This is a genomic window from Streptomyces sp. DH12 (genome assembly GCF_020873895.1).
Taxonomy (GTDB): Bacteria; Actinomycetota; Actinomycetes; order Streptomycetales; family Streptomycetaceae; genus Streptomyces.
This window is the reverse complement of record NZ_JAHWGT010000005.1, coordinates 149924-173053: the sequence shown is the minus strand read 5'-3', so window position 1 is coordinate 173053 and position 23130 is coordinate 149924. Positions and strand designations below refer to the sequence as shown.

At 72.9% G+C, this 23130-nt stretch carries 16 protein-coding genes and 1 pseudogene; 7 read left to right on the top strand and 10 right to left on the bottom strand.

Translation table 11 applies throughout. The features are described 5' to 3' along the window. Positions 1-48: 48 nt before the first annotated feature. The gene (locus tag LPA54_RS06465) at positions 49-1410 is read right to left on the bottom strand and encodes a DUF5050 domain-containing protein (RefSeq protein WP_228974667.1); all 1362 of its coding nucleotides are present in this window, start codon (positions 1408-1410) and stop codon (positions 49-51) included. A 239-nt stretch (positions 1411-1649) separates the two neighbouring features. Between LPA54_RS06465 and LPA54_RS06460 the strand changes: the two genes are divergently transcribed. Next, entirely contained in the window at positions 1650-3059 is a 1410-nt protein-coding gene (locus LPA54_RS06460) for an amidase (protein ID WP_228974665.1), read from the top strand. Between the two features lie 150 nt (positions 3060-3209). Here the strand turns inward: LPA54_RS06460 and rbsD are convergent, their stop codons facing one another. The 5 genes from rbsD to LPA54_RS06435 form a co-directional block, all read right to left on the bottom strand. Next, positions 3210-3599, bottom strand: a complete 390-nt coding sequence (rbsD, locus tag LPA54_RS06455) for a D-ribose pyranase (RefSeq protein WP_228974664.1) — start codon at positions 3597-3599, stop codon at positions 3210-3212. Then, a complete protein-coding gene (locus LPA54_RS06450; protein ID WP_228974663.1) occupies positions 3596-4498 on the bottom strand; it encodes a ribokinase in 903 nt (300 codons plus the stop codon). The genes rbsD and LPA54_RS06450 overlap by 4 nt, the downstream gene beginning before the upstream one ends. 77 nt (positions 4499-4575) lie before the next feature. Next, positions 4576-6525: a substrate-binding domain-containing protein gene (locus LPA54_RS06445; RefSeq protein ID WP_228974662.1), complete on the bottom strand. Its 1950-nt coding sequence runs from the start codon at positions 6523-6525 to the stop codon at positions 4576-4578. Continuing rightward, entirely contained in the window at positions 6515-8047 is a 1533-nt protein-coding gene (locus LPA54_RS06440; RefSeq protein WP_228974660.1) for a sugar ABC transporter ATP-binding protein, read from the bottom strand. The genes LPA54_RS06445 and LPA54_RS06440 overlap by 11 nt, the downstream gene beginning before the upstream one ends. After that, entirely contained in the window at positions 8044-9120 is a 1077-nt protein-coding gene (locus LPA54_RS06435; RefSeq protein ID WP_228974658.1) for a LacI family DNA-binding transcriptional regulator, read from the bottom strand. Before LPA54_RS06435 ends, LPA54_RS06440 begins: the two co-directional genes overlap by 4 nt. Positions 9121-9647: 527 nt before the next feature. On the opposite strand from LPA54_RS06435, the gene uppS reads away from it, so the two are divergent. The 4 genes from uppS (at position 9648) to gap (ending at position 14253) form a co-directional block, all read left to right on the top strand. Beyond that, positions 9648-10358 carry a polyprenyl diphosphate synthase gene (uppS, locus tag LPA54_RS06430; protein WP_308112811.1) on the top strand — a complete coding sequence of 237 codons (711 nt, stop codon included), beginning with the start codon at positions 9648-9650 and terminating at the stop codon, positions 10356-10358. Beyond that, the gene (locus LPA54_RS06425) at positions 10355-11824 is read left to right on the top strand and encodes an oxygenase MpaB family protein (RefSeq protein ID WP_228974657.1); all 1470 of its coding nucleotides are present in this window, start codon (positions 10355-10357) and stop codon (positions 11822-11824) included. Before uppS ends, LPA54_RS06425 begins: the two co-directional genes overlap by 4 nt. 297 nt (positions 11825-12121) lie before the next feature. Then, a complete protein-coding gene (locus tag LPA54_RS06420; RefSeq protein WP_228974655.1) occupies positions 12122-13078 on the top strand; it encodes a GlxA family transcriptional regulator in 957 nt (318 codons plus the stop codon). 176 nt (positions 13079-13254) lie between these two features. Next, positions 13255-14253 (top strand): type I glyceraldehyde-3-phosphate dehydrogenase, encoded by a 999-nt coding sequence (gap, locus tag LPA54_RS06415; protein WP_228974652.1) that lies wholly within the window; start codon positions 13255-13257, stop codon positions 14251-14253. Positions 14254-14505: 252 nt separating this feature from the next. On the opposite strand, the gene LPA54_RS06410 is transcribed toward gap, so the two are convergent. Next, positions 14506-16101 carry a trypsin-like serine protease gene (locus LPA54_RS06410; RefSeq protein ID WP_228974650.1) on the bottom strand — a complete coding sequence of 532 codons (1596 nt, stop codon included), beginning with the start codon at positions 16099-16101 and terminating at the stop codon, positions 14506-14508. A gap of 440 nt (positions 16102-16541) precedes the next feature. Continuing rightward, positions 16542-18518, bottom strand: coding sequence for a heavy metal translocating P-type ATPase (locus tag LPA54_RS06405; protein WP_228974649.1), 1977 nt, complete (start codon positions 18516-18518; stop codon positions 16542-16544). 94 nt (positions 18519-18612) lie between these two features. Here LPA54_RS06405 and LPA54_RS06400 point away from each other — a divergent pair, with 94 nt between their 5' ends. Beyond that, on the top strand, positions 18613-18999 hold the full coding sequence (locus tag LPA54_RS06400) for a helix-turn-helix transcriptional regulator (protein ID WP_228974646.1): 387 nt from the start codon (positions 18613-18615) through the stop codon (positions 18997-18999). A 130-nt stretch (positions 19000-19129) separates the two neighbouring features. On the opposite strand, the pseudogene LPA54_RS06395 reads toward LPA54_RS06400, so the two are convergent. Together LPA54_RS06395 and LPA54_RS06390 are read right to left on the bottom strand one after the other, a co-directional pair. Then, positions 19130-19424, bottom strand: a pseudogene (locus tag LPA54_RS06395) (MerR family transcriptional regulator); the annotation flags it as partial. Between the two features lie 139 nt (positions 19425-19563). Next, positions 19564-20898 (bottom strand): cytochrome P450, encoded by a 1335-nt coding sequence (locus LPA54_RS06390; RefSeq protein WP_308112805.1) that lies wholly within the window; start codon positions 20896-20898, stop codon positions 19564-19566. Between the two features lie 459 nt (positions 20899-21357). Here LPA54_RS06390 and LPA54_RS06385 point away from each other — a divergent pair, with 459 nt between their 5' ends. Beyond that, positions 21358-22746, top strand: coding sequence for a cytochrome P450 (locus LPA54_RS06385; RefSeq protein ID WP_228974643.1), 1389 nt, complete (start codon positions 21358-21360; stop codon positions 22744-22746). Positions 22747-23130: the final 384 nt, after the last annotated feature.

Genomic DNA, 23130 nt, shown 5'->3' with positions numbered 1-23130 from the left:
GGAGTCGTTCCGGGTCCGCTCCGGCACGAGCCGGGGGGCGTCGCCGTGTCAGCCGGTGCTGGTCTTGTAGGTGCTGTCGCCGGAGGCGAAGACCGGCGACCCGAAGGCGAAGGTCGCCTTCAGGTCGGTACCGACCGGCAGGCCCGTGTCGACCTTGACCGAAGCCCACACCTGGGCCTGCTCGCCAGGCGCGAGGTTCAGCTCCACCTTGTCGCAGGTCAGGGTCGTCTTGTCCGCGGAGCGGGTGCAGTCGGCAGTGTGGGTGGCGCCGTTCGCCCACCAGCCGATGCGCGACGAGGAGATCTTCGTACCCCGCCCCGCGGTGACCGTCACCCGCTCGGCGCCGATCAGGGTCTTCCCGGTGTTCTCCAGCTTCACCGCGGGAGTGGCGAAACCACCCGCGACCACCTTCGCTCCGGCACCGGCCGAGACCACCCTCGCGGTGTGGGCGGCCGACAGGACATGGGTGATCCGCCACAGCGTGCCGGTCTGGCGGTCGGACACCAGTGCCGCACCCGAGGGGTCGAAGTCCAGCGAGTACGGCTTGCCCAGACCCGTGACCAGCGTCTCCGGCGTGACCGGGGCCGGCTTGGAGGGGTCGACGCGTCGGAGACTGCCGCCCTCGTTGTTGGTGACGTAATGGATCCGGCCTGCGCTGTCCGTCTTCATGACGAAGTTGGCGTAGACACCGTCGGCGATCTTCGTCTTGCGGCCGGTCTCCAGCGACACCCGGTACAGCACGTCACTTTCCCGCTCGTTCACATAGGCGTTGCCCCTGCCGTCCAGTACCACCGCGCCGAGGCTGCGTTCCGCCACGAAGACCTCGGACGCCTTCCCGGTGGCGAGGTCGACCTCGAAGAGCGTCCTGGAGCCCTGCTGGGTGACCACGTACGCCTTGCCCTTGCCGTCGAGGGTCAGGTCGATGGGGTTGAGTAGGGTGGCGACCTCGGTCTTGCGGCCCGTCTCCAGGTCGACCCGCCACAGCTTGTCCGGGCCGAACGCGACCGTGTACGCGGTGCGGTCGTCGGCCAGTTCGATGGCGCTGCCGACGTCGGTCGCGATCGGGTCGCGGTCCCGTGCCCCGGTCCGCGTGTTCACCCGGTAGAGGTTGTCGTTCTGGCTGTCGTCGATCGCGTAGAGCCACTCCCCCGTGCTGTTCAGGGCCGCCCCGCGCGGAGTACCCAGTTCGGTGGAGACCCGGCGGCAGGCCGCCGACGGGCAGGACAGCGGCGGGTCCGCCTCCGCCACGGCGGCGGCCGGCGACACCGGGGCGGGTCGCGGGGCCGGGGTGGCGGACGCCGAGGCGCCCGCCACCCCGGCCAGCGTCGCGCCGAGCAGCACGACCGCGGCGGTCCGGCGGGCGGGCGAGCCATGCGATGCGGTGGACAGTACGGGTGTGCGCGGGTACATGGTGTGCTCCTCGTCCCGGGCCCGGCGGCGGCGGAACTGTTCCGCCTGGCTCCGCGACGGGCCCGTACGACGAGGGCATGCGTCCGCGAACCGCTCGCCAAGCGCCTCCCCGGCTCGCCTGCTCCACCCTGGCCGAGACACCGGCCACCACCCGGAGGACCCGGGAAGGGGTCCGGAGCTTCGGGCGAAGCCGCCGGCGGCGAGGTTACGCGTCGGCGGGAAGTGGTAGCTCTCGCCGTGTGACCTCACCGACGCTTCTGACCGGCCTCACGGCCGGTGAACTGCTGACGGGCTACGCACGCGGGGACTTCTCGCCGGTGGAAGTGACCCGTGCGGTGCTCGACCGGATCGACGTGGTGCAGCCGCTGGTCAACGCGTTCGCGCGGGTGGATGCGCAGCCGGCGCTCGACATGGCGGCCGCATCCGAGAGGCGCTGGCAGCGCGGTGAGCCGCAGGGGCTGCTCGACGGGGTGCCCGTCTCGGTCAAGGACCTGCTGCTCCAGGCAGGTGGTCCCACCTTGCGCGGTTCGCGGACCCTGTCGCCGCACGGCGCGTGGGACGAGGACGCGCCGTGTGTGACCCGGCTGCGTGCCCACGGGGCGGTACTCCTGGGCAAGACCACGACGTCGGAGTTCGGCTGGAAACCGGTCACCGACTCGCCCCTGACCGGCGTCACCCGCAATCCGTATGACCCGGCGCGCACGTCGGGCGGTTCCAGCGGCGGCTCCGCCGCGGCCGTCGCGCTCGGGGGCGGCCCTCTGTCCGTGGGCACGGACGCCGGCGGATCGATCCGTATCCCCGCGTCGTTCTGCGGCGTCTTCGGCTTCAAGCCCACCTTCGGCAGGGTGCCGCTCCACCCACACAGCCCCTACGGCACCCTCGCGCACCTGGGTCCGATGGCGCGCGACGCGGCGGACGCGGCGCTGCTCCTCGACGTGATCAGCGGTGAGGACTGGCGTGACGGTTCTCAGACCGGGCCCGTGCCAGCCGTGTCCGGCTCCCTGGACCAAGGTGTGGAAGGGCTGCGCATCGCCTACTCGCCGTCGCTCGGCGGTCGGGCAGCGGTGAGCGCCGCGGTCGCCTCCGCGGTACGCGCCGCGGTGGACCATCTGGTCGCCCTCGGCGCGTACGTGGAGGAGGCCGACCCCGATGCCCCGGACCCCACCGAGGCCTTTCGCACCCTGTGGTGCAGCGGATCGGCCCTCGCGACACGCCACCTTGACCAGGACCAGCGCGAGCTCCTCGACCCGGGACTGCGCGGGGCGGCCGAGCGAGGCGCGAACCTCAGTGCGCTGGACTACCTCCAGGCGGACCGGATCCGCTCGGTCCTCGGCTACCGCATGGGGCGCTTCCACACCACCTACGACCTGCTGGTCACCCCGACCCTGCCGCTGACGGCCTTCGAGGCCGGCGTGGACGTGCCGCCGCGGTCCGACTACGCCGACTGGACGAGTTGGACGCCCTTCACCTACCCCTTCAACCTCACCCAGCAGCCCGCCGCGACGCTGCCCTGCGGCCTGGACGACAGCGGCCTCCCCATCGGCCTTCAGCTCGTCGCGGCCCGCCACCAGGACGCCTTGGTCCTGCGCGCCGCACACGCACTGGGCACCGCCCTGCCGTCCCCGCCGCCTCCCGACCTCAGTGTGTGAAGGACGACCGCCACGGCGGTGACGGCTTCCGGGACCGCCTTCGCCGATGGCTCCCAGCGAGGGCCGACCGCGCGGGCGGGCCTGGCCGGTCGGGTGGGACCGGGGGCCGGTCGGGTGGGACCGGGGGGCGGTCGGGTGGGTCCCGGGGGCTCAGAAGAAGACGCCGCAGCGCAGCAGCACGTTCGCGTACGGTCGTGCCTCGCCCGTGCGGACGACGAGCCGGGCCCCCGCCGACAGCTCCTTGAGGCGCTCGTGCGGGACGAGGTGCAGCGCGGGAAAGTGGCCGTCCAGCAGCTTCGACGCCTGCGGATTCGCCCGCCGCACCTCCTCCGCCGCCGTCGCGCCCTCGACGACCAGCTCCGCCAGCAGCCCCTCCACGACCTCCGCGAACGCCGGCACCCCGGCCCGGAAGGACAGGTCCACCACCCGTGGGCCGTCCGGTATGGGCATGCCCGCGTCGCACACCAGCACCTCGTCGCCGTGGCCCAGTTCGGCCAGCGCACCGGCGAGGTGGCGGTTCAGTATCCCGGCCCTCTTCACCGGGCGGCGACCTCCGCCGCCGTCGGGAAGGACGCCTGCGCGCCCTCCTTCGTCACCGTCACCGCCCCGACCCGGGACGCGTACGCCGCCGCCTGGGCCAGGGACTCGCCCGCACCGAGCCGGTAGGCCAGCGCGGCGGTGAACGCGTCGCCCGCGCCCGTCGTGTCGACCGCGTCCACCTTCACGGACGCGACACGGCTGACGCCCTCCGCCGACGCCACCAGCGCGCCCTGCGAGCCCAGCGTCACCACCACCGACCGCGGCCCCTTCGCCAGCAGGATCCGCGCCCAGCCCTCGGGAGCGTCCCCGACGGCGGAGCCGCCCAGGATCACCCTCGCCTCGTGCTCGTTGACGATCAGCGGGTCGCAGGCCGCCAGCACCTCCCGCGGCAGAGGGCGCGGCGGCGAGGGGTTGAGGACGAAGCGGCTGTCCGGCGCCAGGTTCCGTACGACCTCCACGACGGTCTCCAGCGGGATCTCCAGCTGGGCCGAGACCACCCGGGAGCGCTGGAACAGGCCTGCGGCGGCCCGTACGTCCTGCGGGGCGAGCCGGCCGTTCGCGCCCGGCGAGACGACGATGCTGTTGTCCCCGGACGGGTCGACCGTGATCAGCGCGACGCCGGTCGGCGCACCGCCCACCAGGACACCCGCCGTGTCGACGCCGGCCTCACGCTGCGAGTCCAGCAGCAGCCGGCCGTGCGCGTCGTCGCCGACCCGGGCCAGCAGAGCCGTGCGGGCGCCGAGCCTGGCGGCGGCGACCGCCTGGTTCGCGCCCTTGCCGCCCGGGTGGACGGCCAGGTCGGAGCCGAGCACGGTCTCGCCGGCAGCGGGCCGGCGTTCCACGCCGATCACCAGGTCGGCGTTGGCCGACCCCACGACCAGGAGGTCGTAGTCGTACATGCGTTGTCTCCCCATGTGTGTGACCAGGCCGGGCGGTGCCACCCGTGGTGGACGACCGCCCGGCCGTGCCCCGAATGTCAGCCGGCGAAGCCGGCCACGTTCTCCTTCGTGACCACCTTCACCGGCACCTTCACCGTCTCCTCGACCTCCTCGCCCTGGAGCGCCTTCAGGGCGTTGGCCACGGCGATCCTGCCGAGCTGGGACGGCTGCTGCGCCACGGACGCGTACAGCGTGCCGCCTTCGACCGCCTTGAGGCCGTCAGGCGTGCCGTCGAAGCCGACCACCGGGACGGACGTGCCGGCCCTGGAGCCCAGTGCCTTGATCGCGCCGAGGGCCATCTCGTCGTTCGCGGCGATGACGCCCCGGACGTCCGGGTGGGCCTGGAGCAGGTTGGACATCACGTCGAGGCCCTTGGTGCGGTCGAAGTCGGCGGGCTGCTGGGCCACGACCCGAATGCCCGGGTGGGCCTTGAGGCCGTTGGCGAAGCCCTGGGCGCGCTCGCGGGCGGCGGAGGTGCCGGCCTGGCCCTGCAGAATCACGATCTTGCCCTTGCCGCCCAGCTTGTCGGCGATGGTCTTGGCGGCGAGTTCACCGCCGGCGACATTGTCGGAGGCGACGAGCGCGGCCACGGGAGCCTTGTTGACGCCCCGGTCCACCGCGATGACCGGGATCCTCGCCTTGCCGGCCGCGTTCACCGCGTTGCCGGCCGCGTCCGAGTCGACCGGGTTGACGATGATCGCGTCGAGGCCGGCGCTGGTGAAGTTCTGCAGCTGGTTGGCCTGCTGGGAGGCGTCGTTCTGGGCGTCCGTGACGGTCAGGTCCACGCCCCGCTTCTCCGCCTCGGCCTGGGCGCCCGCCCGGATCTGCACGAAGAAGGGGTTGTTGAGCGTGGACAGCGACAGGCCCACCCTCGGGCCGCTCGTGGCGGACGAGCCGTTGTGCAGGAAGGACGTGGCGCCGACGATCGCGACGGTGACCACGGCCGCGAGCGCGTACGTCGCCGCCTGCCTGCCCTTTCCGCCGCCGGCGCCGGCCCCGGACGGCGTCGCCCCGGCCTTGCGGCGGGCGGTGTCGAGCAGCACCGCCAGCGCGATGACGACGCCGATGACGACCTGCTGCCAGAACGCGGAGACGTTCAGCAGGTTCAGCCCGTTGCGCAGCACGGCCAGGATCAGCGCGCCGATCAGCGTGCCGGACGCCTTGCCCGTACCGCCCGCGAGGGAGGCGCCGCCGATGACGACCGCGGCGATCGCGTCCAGTTCGTAGCCGTCGGCGGCCTGCGGCTGCGCGGAGGAGAGCCGGGCGGCGAGGACGACACCGGCGACGGCGGCGAAGACGCCGGAGAAGGCGTAGATGGCGAGCTTCTGCTTCTTCACGCGCAGGCCGGACAGTCGCGCGGCCTCCTCGTTGCCGCCGATCGCGTACATGGAGCGGCCGATGTACGTCCGGCCGAGGACGAAGGCGGCGATCAGGCCCATGACGACCATCACCAGCACCGGCACGGGCAGAAGGCCGCCGAGCGTGTCCCCGAGGTGGGAGACGGAGTCGGGGAAGGCGATCGGGGAGCCCTCGGAGATGACGAGGGACAGGCCGCGGGCCACCGACAGCATGGCCAGCGTCGCGATGAACGGCGGCAGCTTGCCGTAGGAGATCAGGACGCCGTTGACCAGGCCGCAGACGATGCCCGTCGCCACGGCGAGGAGCACGGCGAGGAAGACCGGGACGCCCGCCGAGGTGGCGCTCCAGGCGAGGACCGTGGCCGACAGCGCGGCGACCGAGCCGACCGACAGGTCGATGCCGGCCGAGACGATCACGAAGGTGACGCCGAAGGCGAGGATGGCGGTCACGGCCGCCTGGACGCCGACGTTGAGGAGGTTGTCCGTCGTGAGGAAGTCACCGGACAGCGCCGACATCGCGATGACGAGGACGATGAGCGCGGTGAGGGCGCCGTTGTCGAGCAGGAGGCGGCGCAGGCCCCCCGAGGCGCCACCCGCGCCCGTCGTGCTCTTGAGCGTGTCAGTGGCCACCGGTGGCCTCCGTTCCGGTTGTGTTCGGGGTCGTCGGGGTGCTGACGGCGAGTGCCATCACGGCGTCCTGGGTCGCCTCTTCGGCGGAGAGTTGACCGGCGATCCGGCCCTGGGCCATCACCAGCACCCGGTCGCTCATGCCGAGCACCTCGGGAAGGTCGCTGGAGATCATCAGGACGGCCGCGCCGGCGGCGGTGAGTTCGTTGACGAGCTGGTAGATCTCGACCTTGGCGCCGACGTCGATACCGCGCGTCGGCTCGTCGAGGATCAGCACCCTGGTGTCGGCGAGCAGCCACTTGCCGATGACGACCTTCTGCTGGTTGCCACCGGAGAGCGTCCGCACGTGCTGGCCGAGTCCGGCCATCCGCACGCCGAGTCTCCCGGCGATCCGCGCGGCGGCCTCGCGCCGGCCCTTGCGGTCGACGAGCCCGGCGCGCGTGGCCGACCGCAGCGTCACCAGGCCGAGGTTCTCCTCGACCGACGCGTCCAGCAGCAGGCCCTGCCCCTTGCGGTCCTCCGGGACGAGCCCCATGCCGGCGGTCATCGCCGCGTTGACGTCGCACTTGGCGATCGGGGTGCCGGCGACCCGCACGGTGCCCCGGTCGTACGCGTCGGCCCCGAAGACGGCCCGTACGACCTCCGTACGGCCGGCTCCGACGAGCCCCGCGATGCCGACGACCTCGCCGGCGCGCACCTCGAAGCTGACGTCGTGGAAGGCGCCGTCCCGGGTGAGCCCCTCGACGGACAGCAGCGCGGCGCCCCGGTCGGTCCGTTCGCGCGGGTACTGCTGCTCGATCGAGCGCCCCACCATGAGCCGTACGAGTTCGTCCTCGGGTGTGGAGGCCGGGACCTGCCCGACGCTCCGGCCGTCGCGGATGACGGTCACCCGGTCGCCCAGGGCGGCGATCTCCTCCAGGTGGTGCGTGATGAAGACGATCCCGACGCCGTCCTCACGCAGCCTGCGCACGATCGCGAAGAGCTTGTCGGCCTCCTCGGAGGTGAGCACGGCCGTCGGCTCGTCCATGATCAGCACGCGCGCGTCGAGGCTGAGCGCCTTGGCGATCTCGACCATCTGCAGACGGGCGATGCCGAGTTCCCTCACCCGCGCGCGGGGTGGCACGTTCACGCCCACGCGTGCGAGGAGGGCCTCGGCGTCCGCCTCCATCCTCTTGCGGTCGATCATGCCGAAGCGGCGCGGCTGGCGCCCCAGGAAGATGTTCTCGGCGACCGTCAGGTCGGGTACGAGGTTGAACTCCTGGTGGATGGTGGCGATCCCGAGCCGCTCGGAGTCCTGCGCGCCCCGGATGCGCCTCTCCTCGCCGCCGACCAGGATCCGCCCGGCGTCGGGGGTGTGCGCGCCGGAGAGCACCTTGATGAGGGTGCTCTTCCCCGCGCCGTTCTCACCGAGCAGCACGTGCACCTCGCCCCGACGCAGGTCGAAGTCGACGCCGTCCAGCGCCACGACACCCGGGAAGGTCTTGCGCATGCCCTCGATGCGCAGCAACTCGTCCGCGTCGCTCACGACCGGCTCCTGTTCGTCACGGGGTTCTCACCTGGGTTCTCACCTGGGTTCTCACCTGGGTTCCCGCCTGGGTTCCCGCCGGGGTTCTCGCCGCAGGAGCGGCGTACGACGAGGCGGGCGGGCAGGGTCACCGACTCGCCGGGCCGTCCCTCGATGCGGTCGACCAGGGCCCGTACGGCGGCCCGGCCCAGCTCGCCCGTCGGCTGGGCGATCGCCGTGATCGGCGGATCGGTGTGCACGAACCACGGGATGTCGTCGAACGCGGCCAGCGCGAGGTCGTCCGGTACGCGCAGGCCACGCGCGCGTACCGCGTCCAGTGCGCCGAGCGCCATCAGGTTGTCGGCTGCGAACACGACCTCGGGCGGCTCGGGGAGGGCGAGGAACCCCTCGGTGACCCGGCGACCGCTCTCGGCCTGGAAGTCGCCCTGCCCTGTGTAGGCCTCGGGCAGGTCGAGCCCGTACGCGCCGAGCGCCTCCCGGAAGGCCGCCACGCGCTCCTGGCCGGTCGTGGTCGCCGCCGGGCCCGCGATGATCGCGAGCCGCCGGTGCCCGAGCCCGTGCAGGTGCGCCACGAGGTCCCGCACGGCGGCCCGCCCGTCCGACCGGACGACCGGCACGTCCACGCCCGGGATCCACCGGTCCACGAACACCATGGGCGTCCCGGCCCGGGCGGCGTCCAGCATCAGCGGCGAGCCGCCGTCCGTCGGGGAGACGAGCAGGCCGTCGATCCGGCGGTCCAGGAGGTTGCGTACGTGGTGGTCCTGGAGGTCGGGCCGCTCGTCGGCGTTGCCGATGATGACGCTGTAGCCGAGCGCGCGGGCCTCCTCCTCGACGGAGCGTGCCAGCTCGGTGAAGTACGGGTTCAGCACGTCGCTGATGACCAGGCCCAGGGTGTGCGTCTGGTCGGTGCGCAGGGAGCGTGCGACGGCGTTCGGGCGGTAGCCCAGGGCTTCGACGGCGGCCAGCACGCGGGTGCGTGCGTCGGCGCTGACCGACGGGTGGTCGTTCAGGACGCGCGAGACCGTGGCCGCGGAGACCCCGGCCTCCGCCGCGACGTCCTTGATGCTTGCCATCGCCGCTCCACCTCCTTGTGGATCAGTCGTGCGAGCGCGGGGCCGGCACGTGTGGAATCGATTACACCGACACCAGCATGGAATCGATTCCACGCTGGTGAATCAAGACCCCCGAGACAGCTCTTGACCGGATCGTGATGTCCCCGGGGCGCTCCCGGAGCGGGCGGAAGGACAGCCGGTCACGGCGTCCGGCAGCTGCCGGACGCCGGATGCCGGATGCGGCCGAGTGACTCGGACGTACGAGCCAAGGGTGACGGCCACCGGTTTCGGCCGGTCGGGACCCTCCACGCTGCCAGACTCCCAACGGAGTGGCGCGCGGGGCGCGCGGGGCGAGGCGAGGGCGGCGAGCCGGGGTGGGTGTGACCGAGGACTGGGCGACCGATCGTGTCGCCGCGGACGGGGCTGGGCCAGATTTGACGGACCACGGTATCCAGGCCGTACGCGCGGCGACGGAGGACCGGCCGGGCGGACGGCAGCACGGCGACGGACCCGGCGGGCAGCGGCGGGACGACGGGCCGGCGCGGGCGGTGCCGCGGCACGTGGCCTGCGTGATGGACGGCAACGGCCGCTGGGCGCAGCTGCGCTCGCTTCCCCGCACCGCGGGCCACCGGGCCGCCGAGACCACCGTCATCGACATCATCGAGGCGGCCCGCGGTGCCGGCGTCGGGTGGCTCAGCCTGTACGCCTTCTCCACCGAGAACTGGAACCGCCCCGGTACCGAGGTCGACTACCTGATGCGACTGGTCCGCCAGGTCGTGCGGAAGCACGCGCCGCTGCTGCTCGCGCGCGGCATCCGCTGCCGCTTCCTCGGCGTCGCCGACCCGCGCATCCCCCGTGAGCTGGCCCGCGACTTCGACGACCTGACGACGCTGACCTCCGACAACCGGGGCATGACGCTGACCGTCGCCTTCGACCACGGCGGGCGCCGGGACATCGTCGAGGCCGCGAGGTCGCTGATCCGCAGCGGGACACCCGCCGACGAGGTGACCGAGCGGCTCTTCGCGGACCACCTGCCGTTCCCCGACACGCCCGACGTGGACCTCGTCATCCGCACCTCCGGCGAGCAGCGCATCTCCAACTTCATGCTCTGGCAGGTCGCCTACGCCGAGTGGGTCTTCCCCGAAGTGCTCTGGCCGGACTTCCGGGCCCCCGACTTCCTCTCCTGCCTGCACACCTACCAGCGCCGCGACCGCCGCTTCGGCGGCGTGCCGCCACGGACGAACGGAGCCCCCGCATGACGACCGGAACCACGGGAACGGCCGACGAGGCACCCCTGTTCGGCCCGCAGTCCCAGTTCGCCGCCTTCTTCGACGACCCGCGCTGGGCGCTGGCCATGATCCGCGCCACCGTCCTGGAGGCCGCGCACCCGCAGGTCGGCGCCGCCCTCCTGGACAACTCCACCTTCGTCGCCCACCCCTGGCGCCGGCTCCGCAACACCTTCCTCAGCATGCGGCGCATGTTCGGCGCCGACCCCGCGGTGCGCGAACGGGAGGCCGCCCGGCTCAACCGGCTCCACGCCCGCATGAGCGGCTCCGACTCCCGCGGCCGCCCCTACGACGCGATGGACCGTGCGACCCGCGCCTGGGTGATCGCCACCCTCTTCGAGAGCGCCGTCACCATGTGCAGGCTGAGCGGCCAGCCGCTCGACCAGGACACGATGGAGCGGATGTACGGCGAGTACCGCGCGTACCTGGCCGCGCTCGACGGCGACGCCGGTGAACTCCCCGAAGCGCTCCACGACTTCTGGTCGTACTTCGACCGGGTCGTCGAGAACGAGCTGGAGAACACCGAGGCGGCCCGCGTCATCCTCTACCGGCTCTTCGACAACCTGCCCGCCCCGGCGCTGCTCGACAGCGCGCCCACGCTGTGGGCCGCCGGCCGGGCCGTCGTCGGTCCGCTCCTCGGCGCGATCACCGTCGCCTCGCTCCCCGCGCCGTACCGGCGCCGAGCCGGTCTGCCGGAGATGCCCGGTGCCCCGACCCTCATGCAGGGCGCCTACTTCGCCGCCGGGCTCGCCCGCTTCCTGCCCGAGGGCTGGATCAACGCCGAGAGCATCATCGAAGTCCTCTCCCTCTCGCCCGGCAGCGACGACCCCCGCGCCCGGACCGTGGCGGCCCTGCGCGCCCGCATGAAGCGGGCCTCGGCCCTGCTCCGGCTGCTGACCCCGCTCGGCGCCGACCTCGACGCCGACCCGGCGCCCACGGCTTCGGCGGGTACGGGGCAGGGGCGGCGTTCGGCGGAGGAGTTCTTCCGCCAGGTGCTGGACCAGACCGGTGACGGCCACCTCGACTGGCCCGACCTCGCCGCCATGGCCCGCGAACTCTCCACCCGCCTGGACCTGGACGAACCGGAGGAGACTCGGCTCTACGACGCCTTCGCCGCCTGGTGGCGCGAGCTCCAGGCCGCCCTCGACTCCGACGGCGACGGCCGCGTCAGTGCGCAGGAGTACGCCGCCGCGGTCCCCTCCCTCGCCGGTCCCGCTCTCATCCGCGTCGCCGAAGTGCTCTTCGAAGCGACCGACAAGGACGGCGGGGGGACCATCGACGCGAACGAGTACCGCACGCTCTTCCGCACCGCCTTCCACCGCGACCTCGCCGCCGACGACGGCGGGTACGGCCGCAGCGCCTTCGTGGGCGACTTCGTCGCCTTCATGTCGGGCCGCCGCACGAGCACCCCGTACGACCCCGTCCTCGCCGACGCCTGACCGCGCCGGAGCCGCCCGCCCGACCGCCTGACCGTGCCGGTGCCGCCCGCCTGGCCGCCCGGACGGCCGGACCGGCCAGGCCCCTCGCGACAGGAGGCTGCCCGCGGTTCCGCGGACAGGCAGGGGCCCCATCGTCCCTGGCGGTACGGGAGGGCCGCGCGAGGCCGACTCTGCCGAAACGCCGACACGGCGCCTCCTCCACGGTGGCAGGTGTGCCGAGGGCGCTCCGGCCGGTGTGCCGCCCGCCCACTTCTCGCGGTGGGCGGGCGGGCGTCACGCTCCGCGTAACCTCTTCCTGTGCCAGCCTCCCGTCTGCATCGCGTCGCCGTCCTCGTGCTCGACGGTGCGAAGCCCCTCGACGTCGGCATCCCCGCGCAGGTCTTCACGACCCGCGCGAGCATGCCGTACGAGGTGCGGGTGTGCGGGGCGACACCCGGCCTCGTGACCGGCGGCGACGGCCTCGCGTACGACGTCGCCCACGGTCTCGACGCGCTGGCGTGGGCCGACATCGTCTTCGTCCCCGGTTACCGGTCCCCGGACCGCGAGGATCCGCCGCGGGCCGTCGTCGACGCGCTGATCGCCGCCCACGCCCGGGGCGCGCGGCTCGCCGCCATCTCGACGGGTGCCTTCGCGCTCGCCGCCACGGGCCTGCTCGACGGCAGGCGCGCCACGACCCACTGGCACTACACGCGGGCGCTGACGGCCAGGCATCCGCTCGTCCGGGTCGATGAGAACGTGCTGTTCGTGGACGAGGGGAGCGTGCTCACCTCCGCCGGCGCCGCCTCGGGCATCGACCTGTGTCTGCACATCCTGCGCCGCGACCTCGGAGTGGCCGCGTCCAACCACGCGGCGCGGCGTCTGGTCGCCGCCCCCTACCGCAGCGGCGGCCAGGCCCAGTACGTGCCGCGCAGCGTCCCCGAGCCGCTCGGCGAGCGGTTCGCCGACACCCGCGAGTGGGCGCTGCACCGGCTCGGTGAACCCCTGACCCTCGACGTACTGGCGCGGCAGGCCGGGGTCTCGCCGCGTACGTTCTCCCGCCGCTTCGTCGAGGAGACCGGCTACACACCGATGCAGTGGGTGATGCGCGCCCGCGTCGACCTCGCCCGCGAGCTGCTGGAGCGCTCGCAGCGCGGCGTCGAACAGATCGCCGCCGACGTCGGGCTGGGCACCGGCGCGAACCTGCGCCTGCACTTCCAACGCGTTCTGGGCACCACACCGAGCGAGTACCGGCGCACCTTCACCCGGGGCGGCTGACCCGGGTGAGGCCGGGGCGGGTGAGCCGGGTGGGGCCGGGGTGACCGGTTGATGGGTGACGGGTGGGTGGTCCGCCCGGCGCCGTGTGGCGGGATCCTTGTGAACCGTGGCGATCCCGCCACTGTCACCGGCGCGTACGGCGGGCGAGCCTGGTGGCGAAGGAAGGGACACCACTCATGACTCGTATCGCCATCAACGGTTTCGGCCGCATCGGACGCAACGTGCTGCGCGCACTGCTGGAGCGCGACAGCGCCCTGGAGATCGTCGCCGTCAACGACCTGACGGAGCCCGCCACTCTCGCCCGGCTGCTCGCCTACGACAGCACGGCCGGCCGGCTCGGGCGCCCGGTGACCGCCGACGGGGACACCCTCGTCGTCGACGGCCGTCGGATCACGGTGCTGGCCGAGCGTGAACCGGCGCGGCTGCCGTGGGCCGACCTCGGCGTCGACGTCGTCCTGGAGGCCACCGGCCGCTTCACCTCGGCCAAGGCCGCCCGCGCCCACCTGGACGCGGGCGCGAAGAAGGTGCTCGTCAGCGCGCCGTCGGACGGGGCCGACGTCACGCTCGCGTTCGGGGTCAACACCGACGCCTACGACCCGGCCGTGCACACGATCGTCTCGAACGCCTCCTGCACCACCAACGCGCTCGCGCCGCTGGCCGCCGTCCTCGACGAACTCGCCGGCATCGAGCACGGGTTCATGACGACGGTGCACGCCTACACGCAGGAGCAGAACCTGCAGGACGGTCCGCACCGCGACGCCCGTCGCGCCCGGGCCGCCGGCGTCAACATCGTGCCGACCACGACCGGCGCCGCCAAGGCGATCGGTCTGGTGCTGCCGAACCTCGACGGCAAGCTGTCGGGGGACTCGATCCGCGTGCCGGTGCCGGTGGGCTCGATCGTCGAGCTCAACACGACCGTCGCCCGCGACGTGACACGCGACGACGTGCTGGCGGCGTACCGCGCGGCGGCTCAGGGGCCGCTCGCCGGCATCCTCGAGTACTCCGAGGACCCGCTCGTTTCGTCCGACATCACGGGCAACCCCGCCTCGTCGATCTTCGACTCGGCCCTCACCCGCGTCGAGGGCCGCCACGTCAAGGTGGTGGCGTGGTACGACAACGAGTGGGGCTTCTCGAACCGGGTGATCGACACGCTGGAACTCCTCGCCACCCGCTGACCGGACGCCGGGGTGGCGTCCCGCCTTCGCCGGCCGTCGCGGCCGGCACGTCCTTCGAGCGCTCCGGTCGGCCGTCGGCCGACCGGAGCGCTCGGTGACAGGCTGCGGCCGGCGCGCGACGAAGGCGGGCGGGCGGAGCGCGGACCCGCGAACTCGACGCCCTGCGACGAGGGCCGCCGCGGCCACGGCCCGGCCGGCCCCGCTCCGCGGTGGAGCACGCGTCGGCAGCCGCGGCCGCGCCTGCCGGCTCCGTCAGCCGATGAGGCTGTACGCGTTCCAGCCGCCGCCGACCTGCACCCGGTTCCGAAGGGGCGCGGCGAGGTTGCCGGTGCCCTTGTAGAGCCAGAGGTACCCGGCGGAGTCACGGACGAAGAAGTCCGCCTTGGCGTCGCCGTCGACGTCACCGCTCGCGGCGTAGGCGGTGTAGTTCCAGCCCGTGCCGATCTGCACGCGGTTCTGCCACGGGGTGGCGGCGATGCCGGTGCCCCGGTAGAGCCACAGCCTGCCGTCGGTGTCGCGGGTGAGGAGGTCGGGCTTGCCGTCACCGGTGTAGTCGCCGCTGCCGAACGAGGTCAGGCTGCCCCAGCCGGTGCCCGTCTTGATCCGGGGGTGCAGTCCGCCCCACGGGGCCTTGAAGGGGTAGACCCACTGGACGCCGTCGGCGTCCACCGCGACGATGTCCGGCGAACCGTCGCCGGTCACGTCACCGGGGATCGTGATGGAGCGCATGGCGCCGAACCCGGAGCCGAGCTTCGTCTCATACTCCTCGCGTGCCTCCGGGTAGCCCCACGGGTCGATCTCGACCACCGCCCAGTGGCGCCAGTAGAGGTCGCCCGCCGCGTCGCGGAAGACGTAGTCCTGGGCGCCGTCCCCGTCGAGGTCGGCCTGGCGGAAGCGGGTGTAGGTGGAGGAGAGTCGCGGTTGGCGCACCGGTGCGGACAGGCCGTTGCCGGTGCTGTCGTAGTGGTACGCCGTGCCGTCCGGGGTCATGGCGAACAGGTCGGCCCGGTGGTCGCCGTCGAGGCTGACGGCCTGGATGCGCGGGGCGAGCTCCCCGACGAACGCGCTGACCTTGGTGAACACCGCCTGCCCGCCCTCGGACGTGCACCCGGGCCCGGTACCGCGCGAGAACACGCCCACGAGACGGCCGCCGACGACCAGGGGGCCGCCCTCGTCACCGGTGCACGGCGCGACGGTACCCGTGTCCGCGCCGGTCGCCGGCTCGCCCGCGCAGACCATCCGGCCGGGCTCCCAGGCGGCCCCCACAGCGGTGGCGCACTCCGCGTCGGGGCGGATCGGCAGCGTGGCCTCGCGCACCGAGGGTGCGGGCTGCGACGAGGTACCGCTGGTGCTGCCCCAGCCCCGGAACGTCGCCGGGGTCCCGGGCGCGTACGAGGCGCTGTCGTCGGAGGCCGTCAGCCGGATGGTCTCGTGCGTGTTCAGATGGCCCAGCGCGGCGACCAGCGCCACGTCGTTGCGTCCGGTGGCCGGGTCGTACTGCGGGTGCACCCAGGACAGTTCGGCGTCGGAACCGGCCATGGCCAGGTCCTCGTACTGCGGTGGCCAGTCCGCGTCCCCGGCCAGGCGGGCGATGCCGGAGGCGACGCGTATCTCCTTCGCTCCCGCCACGCACCCCGCCGAGGTGAGCACCTTGAGGTTCCCTCCGACGGCGGCGCCGCCGCAGACCCGCTTCGCGCCGTCGGGGAGGGTGACGTGGACCTGCACCATCCAGTCACCGTCGCCGCCCACCTCTCCACCCCCGACCACGGCGTGCGCGGGCGTCGTGGTCACCATCCCGCCGACGAGGGCGGCCGTGACCGCCGCCACCGGCAGGTACCTGCCGAACAATCTCATCATGTTCCCCTCACATGAGCCGCCAACCGGCCTTCACGATCAAGGACCAGGGAACGGGGCGAAGGGTTGTAGGGGTGCCGGAGGGGCAGCGGCGGGGCAGCGGCGGGACGGGTGCGCGACCGCAGCTCGTCCCAGCTCGTTCCGGCAGCGGAACGGCGGCAGCTCGCCGGCGACCCCGGCCGGGGTCGGGCGACGGTGGTGGGGGCCGGGCGACGGTGGTGGGGGCGACGGTGGCGGGGCAGGCTCGCGGGCGTCGAGACGGCCGGTCAGCCGTGCGGCCGTCGTGCCGTCGCCTGCTCGGCGCGGGACGCGGGGTGGGCAGGGCGATGGTGGCCCGGTCCTCGGGGGTGCCGCAGTGGCCCCGGCAGGCCGGGCCGGGCGGCGGTCCGCCGTTGTCCCGGTGGTGGGGGCGGCGGCGCGGCGAGAGCGTGGGCTCACGGGCCGTCTGCCTGTACCGGGCTCTTCCAGGCCGCTTCGCGCAGCAGGCGCAGGCCGTTGAGGCCGACGATGACGGTGGAGCCCTCGTGGCCGGCGACGCCGAGCGGTAGCGGCAGGGTGCCGAGCAGGTCCCAGGCCACCAGGGCGGCGATGAAGACGCCCGCGATGACGAGGTTCTGGACGACCAGGCGCCGGGCGGTCCGGGAGAGGCCGACCACGGCGGGGATGGTGGCGAGTTCGTCGCGGACCACGACGGCGTCGGCTGTCTCCAGGGCGAGGTCGGAGCCGGCCTTGCCCATGGCGATGCCGCAGTGCGCGGCGGCCAGGGCGGGGGCGTCGTTGACGCCGTCGCCGACGACCAGCACCCTGCGGCCTTCGCTCTCCCACTGCCGTACGGCCGTCACTTTGTCCTGGGGCAGGAGACCGGCCCGGACGTCGGTGATGCCGACCTGGGCGGCCAGGTGCTCGGCGGCCCGCTCGTTGTCGCCGGTGAGCAGGACGGGGGGCCGGCCGGTCAGCGCGGTGAGGGCCGCGACGGTGGCGGCGGCGTCCGGCCGCAGCCGGTCGGCGATGCCGAGCACGCCGACCGGGGTGTCGTCGCGCAGCACCAGCACCGCGGTCCGTCCCGCGTCTTCCACTTCCCGCACCAGTTCCTGTACCGGCCCGGTGGCGGCGGGCTGGAGTCGGGCGGGGGATCCGACGCGGACGGTGTGGCCGTCGACGGTTGCGCTCACTCCCCGACCGGGCGTGGAGGTGAAGTCGGCGGCCGTGGGCAGGGGCAGGTGGCGTTCGCGGGCGGCGTCGACGACCGCGCGGGCGAGGGGGTGTTCGCTCGCGTGCTCGGCTGCGGCCGCCAGGGCCAGCAGTGCCTCCTCGGTCAGGAGGGAGTCGGGCAGGGGGCGCAGGTCGGTGACGCGCGGGGTGCCTTCGGTGAGGGTGCCGGTCTTGTCCAGGGCGACGGTGTCGATCTGTCCAAGGCGCTCCATGACGACGGCGGATTTGGCCAGGACGCCGTGGCGTCCGGCGTTGGCGATGGCGGAGAGCAGCGGCGGCATGGTGGACAGCACCACGGCGCACGGCGAGGCCACGATCATGAAGGTCATCGCCCGCAGCAGCGCGGACCGCAGGTCGCTGCCGAAGGCCAGGGGGACGGCGAAGACGGCCAGGGTCGTGATCACCATGCCGACGGAGTACCGCTGCTCGATCTTCTCGATGAACAGCTGGGTGGGGGCCTTGGTCTCGGAGGCTTCCTCGACCATCCTCACGATCCGGGCGATCACCGAATCCGACGGGTCGCGTTCGACCCGTACGCGGAGGGCGCCGGTGCCGTTGACCGTGCCGGCGAAGACCTGGTCCCCGTGCTGCTTGGCCACGGGGAGCGGCTCACCGGTGATGGTGGCCTGGTCGACGTCGCTCTCTCCGGTGAGTACCCGTCCGTCGGCGCCGACCCGCTCTCCGGGCCGCACCAGGATCGTGTCCCCGACCTTCACCTCCTCGGCCGGGACCGTCTCCTCGCCGCCGTCGGGCAGGAGCCGGGTCGCGGTGGGCGGGGCCAGGTCCAGCAGACCGCGTACCGAATCCGCGGTACGGGCGGTCGCCACCGCCTCCAAGGCGCCGGACGTCGCGAAGATGACGATCAGCAGCGCCCCGTCGAGTACCTGCCCGATGGCTGCGGCACCCAGCGCGGCGACCACCATCAGCAGATCCACGTCGAGCGTCTTGTCCTTCAGCGCCTTCAGCCCCTCCCACCCCGGCTCCCAACCGCCGGTGACGTAGGTGGCGGCGAACAGCGGCCCCCACGTCCACGCCGGGGCACCGAGCAGGTCCAGTGGCAGGGCGGTCAGGAACAGCGCCGACGAGGCCAGCGCCCAGCGCGCCTCGGACAGGGCCAGCACGCGGGTACGGCGCCGCGAAGGAGCCCCGGGGGCCGGCGCGGAGGGCCGCGCGGACCGGTGGTCCAGAACAGAGGACATGACGAAGCAACCCCTCACGGGCGGACGGTGGCAGGGCCCTCACCATACATGAATGACTGAATAGGTCTTCATGTGTGGCGGGTACGATGGCCGTATGGGCCACGGAACCGACACCACCAGCAGCGCAACCGCTCGCGAGCGACTCGACGCGGTCGGAACCGCCGACGTCGCCGCGACCCTGCAGGCCCTGGCCACGCCCTCCCGGCTGTACATCCTGGCCCGACTCCAGGAAGGACCGTGCTCCGTCGGCGACCTGGCGGCCGCCGTCGACATGGAGGCCTCCGCCTGCTCCCACCAGCTGCGCCTCCTGCGCAACCTCGGCCTGGTCACCGGCGAACGGCACGGCCGCTCCATCATCTACGCCCTGTACGACGACCACGTCGCCGAACTCCTCGACCAGGCGCTGTACCACGTCGAACACCTGCGACTCGGAATCCGCGACACCCCCGCCCCCACCCCCGAACCGGTCGACGCCGACTGAGCCGACCACCGGAACAGCCACGCCGTACGCTCCGGGCCTCCCTCACCCCTGCGCCCCACAGGCACCACGCAGACTCGGATGTCGAAGCGCGGGGGAACGTTCGGATTTCACGCCCACCCGGAGTAAGCACCGCCTCGGCATCGTCCAGGACCGCCGCGACGTGCTCGTCGATCAGCCGGGACGCCTCGTCGGCCCCGGCGCCGAGGACCGCCTCGACAGAGCCGAGGGGCATGGCGATCTCACGGAGCCGACGAAGCTCGACAGCCCGTGGCACCTGATCAGCGTCGTAGTAGCGGTAGCCCGAGACCGGGTCGACCGTGCCGGGGGGGCAGCACGCCGGAGTCGGCGTAGAACCGCAAGGCGCTGGAGGTCAGACCAGTGCGCCGGGCGAAGACCCCGATGGGCGTCAATTCAGTGTTCGACACCCCGCCATCGTCGACCTTCAACCGACTCGAAGGTCAACACCGATCACCGCGCCGGCAACCGCTGAGTGCCCGCACCGGCCGACGGTCGCATGGGACCGCCGCCGGTGGGCGCGGGACCGACCGCACCCGCGCTCTGGGGTCAGTGACCACCGCGGTGACGGACCACCATGGGTACCCGGTCGGGGTGGGCCATGGAGGCGGTCGACTCCCTGGGAGGTCGACTGCCCGGGACGGGCGTCAGCTTCCACCGCGGGAGGATGGTGGCCAGGGTGATGGCGGCCTCCATCCACGCGAACTTGTCACCGATGCACTTCCTGCTTCCCGCGCCGAAGGGTACGAAGTGCTCGCGCGGCCGGCCCTCGCTGTTCTCGGGCAACCACCGGTCGGGGTCGAAGCTGTCCTGGTTCGGGTACAGGCCGGGGTGCCGGTGCAGGGCGTAGAGGCTGAGGAGGACCTCGGTGTCCGCCGGAAGCTCATGACCGCCGATCGTGACCGGCTCCACCGTACGGCGCATCAACGTCACGACCCCGTGCAGCCGGATCGCCTCGTCGAGGACGCGGGTGACCGAGGACAGCCGCGGCACGTCGGCGAAGGCCACGGGTCGGTCACCGACGACCTCTGCTATCTCGCTGAGCAGGCGCTCCTCGATGTCGGGTCTCTCGGCGAGGTGGTACAGCGCCCAGGCGAGCGTCGAGGCGATGGTCTCCGTGCCCGCGAAGAGCATGGTGGTGAGCTCGTCCCTCACCTCCTCGTCCGTGAGGCCTTCACCCGCCTCGTCGCGCGCGGACAGCAGCAGGGACAGCAGATCGGTACGGCCCTCGGGATCGGACCTCCGTGTGGTGGTGATGACGTCGTCGATGACCCCGCGCATGCGGCTCACCGCCGTGTCGAAGGAACGCCAGACGGGCAGACCGTCCAGGATCCTCGGGGCCAGGGCCCGGCGCAGCATGTTGCGCAGGATGACCGGCAGGTCCTGGCGGACGGACCGGACGGCCGGCCCGCCGATGTCGGCGCTGAAGAGCGTGGCGCTCAGTGTCTCGATGGCGTAGGTGCCCATGGTCTCGTTGGCGTCGATGACCTGGCCGTCGGTCCACGAGTCCGCGAGGAGCCTGGCACGCTCACTCATGATCTCCGCGTACTCGTTCAGCCTCTCCTTGTAGAACATGGGCTGGATGAGTCGGCGGTTGCGGATGTGCTGCGGTCCGTCGGAGTTGGCGAGGCCGTTGCCGACCAGCGGACGGACACGTTCGAAGAGCCGGCCCTTCTTGAACGACCGGGCGTGCTTGACCAGGATCTCGTTGACCGTCTGCGCGTCGGTCGCCACGATCACCGGCATGGTGCCGATGTCCAGCCGCAGCAGCGGGCCCTCGGTGTGCAGCGACCGGATGACGGTCAGCGGATCACGGAGGAGGCGGGGCACATGGCCGAGGCCGGGGACCCTTCCCCTGGCTCGCGGTATGGCTGTGAGTGACACGAGGTTCCTCTCGAAACGATCGGGCACCGCCCCCGGCGCCGGCCCGACGCGCCGGCCGTGATGGCGCAGGGGGACGGCGACCCCGGAACGATCAACTAAGCGGCACAGTAGTCAAACCGCGATCACCTCGACAGGGCGCTCGACCCTCGGACGTGGATCCGCTGCGGTACGCCCGGGCCGCCGGGATGACGGGCACGCGCGTCCGCTGCCCGGCACGGAGGCGGACCGAGCTCCTCGCGGCCTTGCCGAGCGCCATCGGGCGGCGCTGGACGTTGGTGCGGCGGCCATCTGACGTTCCGTCCGGGCGGCCGTCTCCTAGGGATATGCTGCACCGCGATCTTGATCTTCGCTGCGGTGGGAAGCTCCACGTCCGGCCCCACGCTCCCCCGTCAGCGAAGACCAGCTTGAGTGCCCCGACGGCCTGGGTGACGGGGCGCTCCCTCACCCCCGGAGGCCCGCATGTCCGTCCACCACCCCGCGACCCCGTACGGAGAGCTCCCCCCTCCCGGCTGCCCCGCCCACGGCACCGTGCGTCTGGCCGACGCGACCGACCCGGCGGCGATGTACGAGGAGCTGCGTCGTCAGCACGGACCCGTCGCTCCCGTCCTTCTCCACGGCGACCTGCCCGCCTGGCTGGTCCTCGGCTATCGGGAGAACCTCGAGGTCATGAAGACCCCGAGCAAGTTCTCCCGCGACTCCCGCAGGTGGTCCGCCTTCCGGGACGGACTCGTGCCCGCCGACTCCCCGCTCCTTCCGATGGTGGGTTGGCAGCCGCTGTGCGTCTTCGCCGACGGTGAGGAACACGCACGGCTGCGGGGCGCCGTCGTGGACGGGCTCGCCGGCTTCAACCGCCGCGGCATGCGCAAGTACGTCACCCACCACACCCGGGAACTGGTCCGCGGGTTCGCGCAGTCGGGGACCGCCGACCTGGTCCGCGACTACGCCGAACCCCTGCCCATGCTCGTCGTCAGCCGTCTCCTCGGCATGACACCCGAGGAGGGCCCCGTGCTGGTGGAACCCACGCTCAACCTCATGCGGGGCACCGAGAGCGCCGCGGCCAGCAACGCCATGGTCACCCAGGTCCTGCAGGACCTCGTCGCCCGCAAGAAGGTCGAGCCCGGCCCTGACCTGGCGTCCCGCCTCATATCCCACGAGTCGAACCTCACGGACGCGGAGATCGTCGAACACCTGCGGCTGGTCCTCGTCGCCGCCCACCAGGGCACGGTGAACCTGATCGCCCACACCCTGCGGCTGATGCTGACCGACACCCGGTTCCGGGGGAGCCTCTCCGGCGGCCACATGACCCTTCCGGACGCCCTTGAGCAGGTCATGTGGGACAACCCGTCGATCGACGTCGTTCCCGGCCGGTGGGCCACCGGCAACACCACTCTGGGCGGGCAGGACATCAGAGCGGGCGACATGCTCCTCCTGTGCATCGGGGCGGCCAACGTCGACCCCGAGCAGCGGCCGGACCTGAGCGCCCCCGTGCACGGCAACCGTTCACATCTGGCGCTCAGCGCCGGCCCTCACGAATGCCCCGGTGGCGACATCGGACGTGCGATCGCGGACACCGGCATCGACGAGCTGATGTCGCTGCTACCGGACGTGCGCCTCTCCGTCCTGCCGGACGACATCGGCATCACGGCGGACTGGCTCACCCGGCGCCCGTCGTCGTTGCCCGTGGCCTTCACTCCCCCGCGTTCGCTGACCCCGCCCCTCAGTCAGCCGGCCGCCCCGGAGCGCGCCCAGCCGCTGCCCGAAGCCACGGAACCCGCGGCGAACGGCACCTCGCGCCCGACCCCGCCCGCTGAGAAGACACCGTGGTGGCGCGCCCTCGGCCGGCGTTGAGCGACGACGGGACCGGCACGCACCCCGCTCCGGGCGCTCCTCACCCTCCGCGTACCGGGCAGCGGGCCCCGAGGACGCGCCGAGCGCCTTCTCCACGGCCGGCCGGAGGTCGGCAGCGCGTGGGGGCCCCGAGGGCTTCCCGCAGCAGGTCGCCGAAGCCGGCTGTGGAAGCACCCGGGGCCCCGGGCGGTCGCCGTGGACTGCCGGCGGCGGGGAGCCGTTGCCCGGGGCGGAGCACGGGCCGGAGGCCCGACACCCCGGTCGCGGTACACCTTTCGGCGTTGCGCTCACCGGGGCACCGGCTCCGGGGCGTCGGGCGTGTCGTGGACTTGCTGCCGGATCTGGAGGCCCGGCCGGTGCCGCCGAACGCGCCGCGCCCGCCCG

Excerpts from the sequence above, each read along its gene's own strand:
- LPA54_RS06465 (WP_228974667.1), bottom strand. The coding sequence starts at position 1,410 with ATGTACCCGCGCACACCCGTACTGTCCACCGCATCGCATGGCTCGCCC.
- LPA54_RS06450 (WP_228974663.1), bottom strand. The coding sequence starts at position 4,498 with ATGTACGACTACGACCTCCTGGTCGTGGGGTCGGCCAACGCCGACCTG.
- LPA54_RS06435 (WP_228974658.1), bottom strand. The coding sequence starts at position 9,120 with ATGGCAAGCATCAAGGACGTCGCGGCGGAGGCCGGGGTCTCCGCGGCC.
- LPA54_RS06425 (WP_228974657.1), top strand. The coding sequence starts at position 10,355 with ATGACGACCGGAACCACGGGAACGGCCGACGAGGCACCCCTGTTCGGC.
- gap (WP_228974652.1), top strand. The coding sequence starts at position 13,255 with ATGACTCGTATCGCCATCAACGGTTTCGGCCGCATCGGACGCAACGTG.
- LPA54_RS06405 (WP_228974649.1), bottom strand. The coding sequence starts at position 18,518 with ATGTCCTCTGTTCTGGACCACCGGTCCGCGCGGCCCTCCGCGCCGGCC.
- LPA54_RS06400 (WP_228974646.1), top strand. The coding sequence starts at position 18,613 with ATGGGCCACGGAACCGACACCACCAGCAGCGCAACCGCTCGCGAGCGA.
- LPA54_RS06385 (WP_228974643.1), top strand. The coding sequence starts at position 21,358 with ATGTCCGTCCACCACCCCGCGACCCCGTACGGAGAGCTCCCCCCTCCC.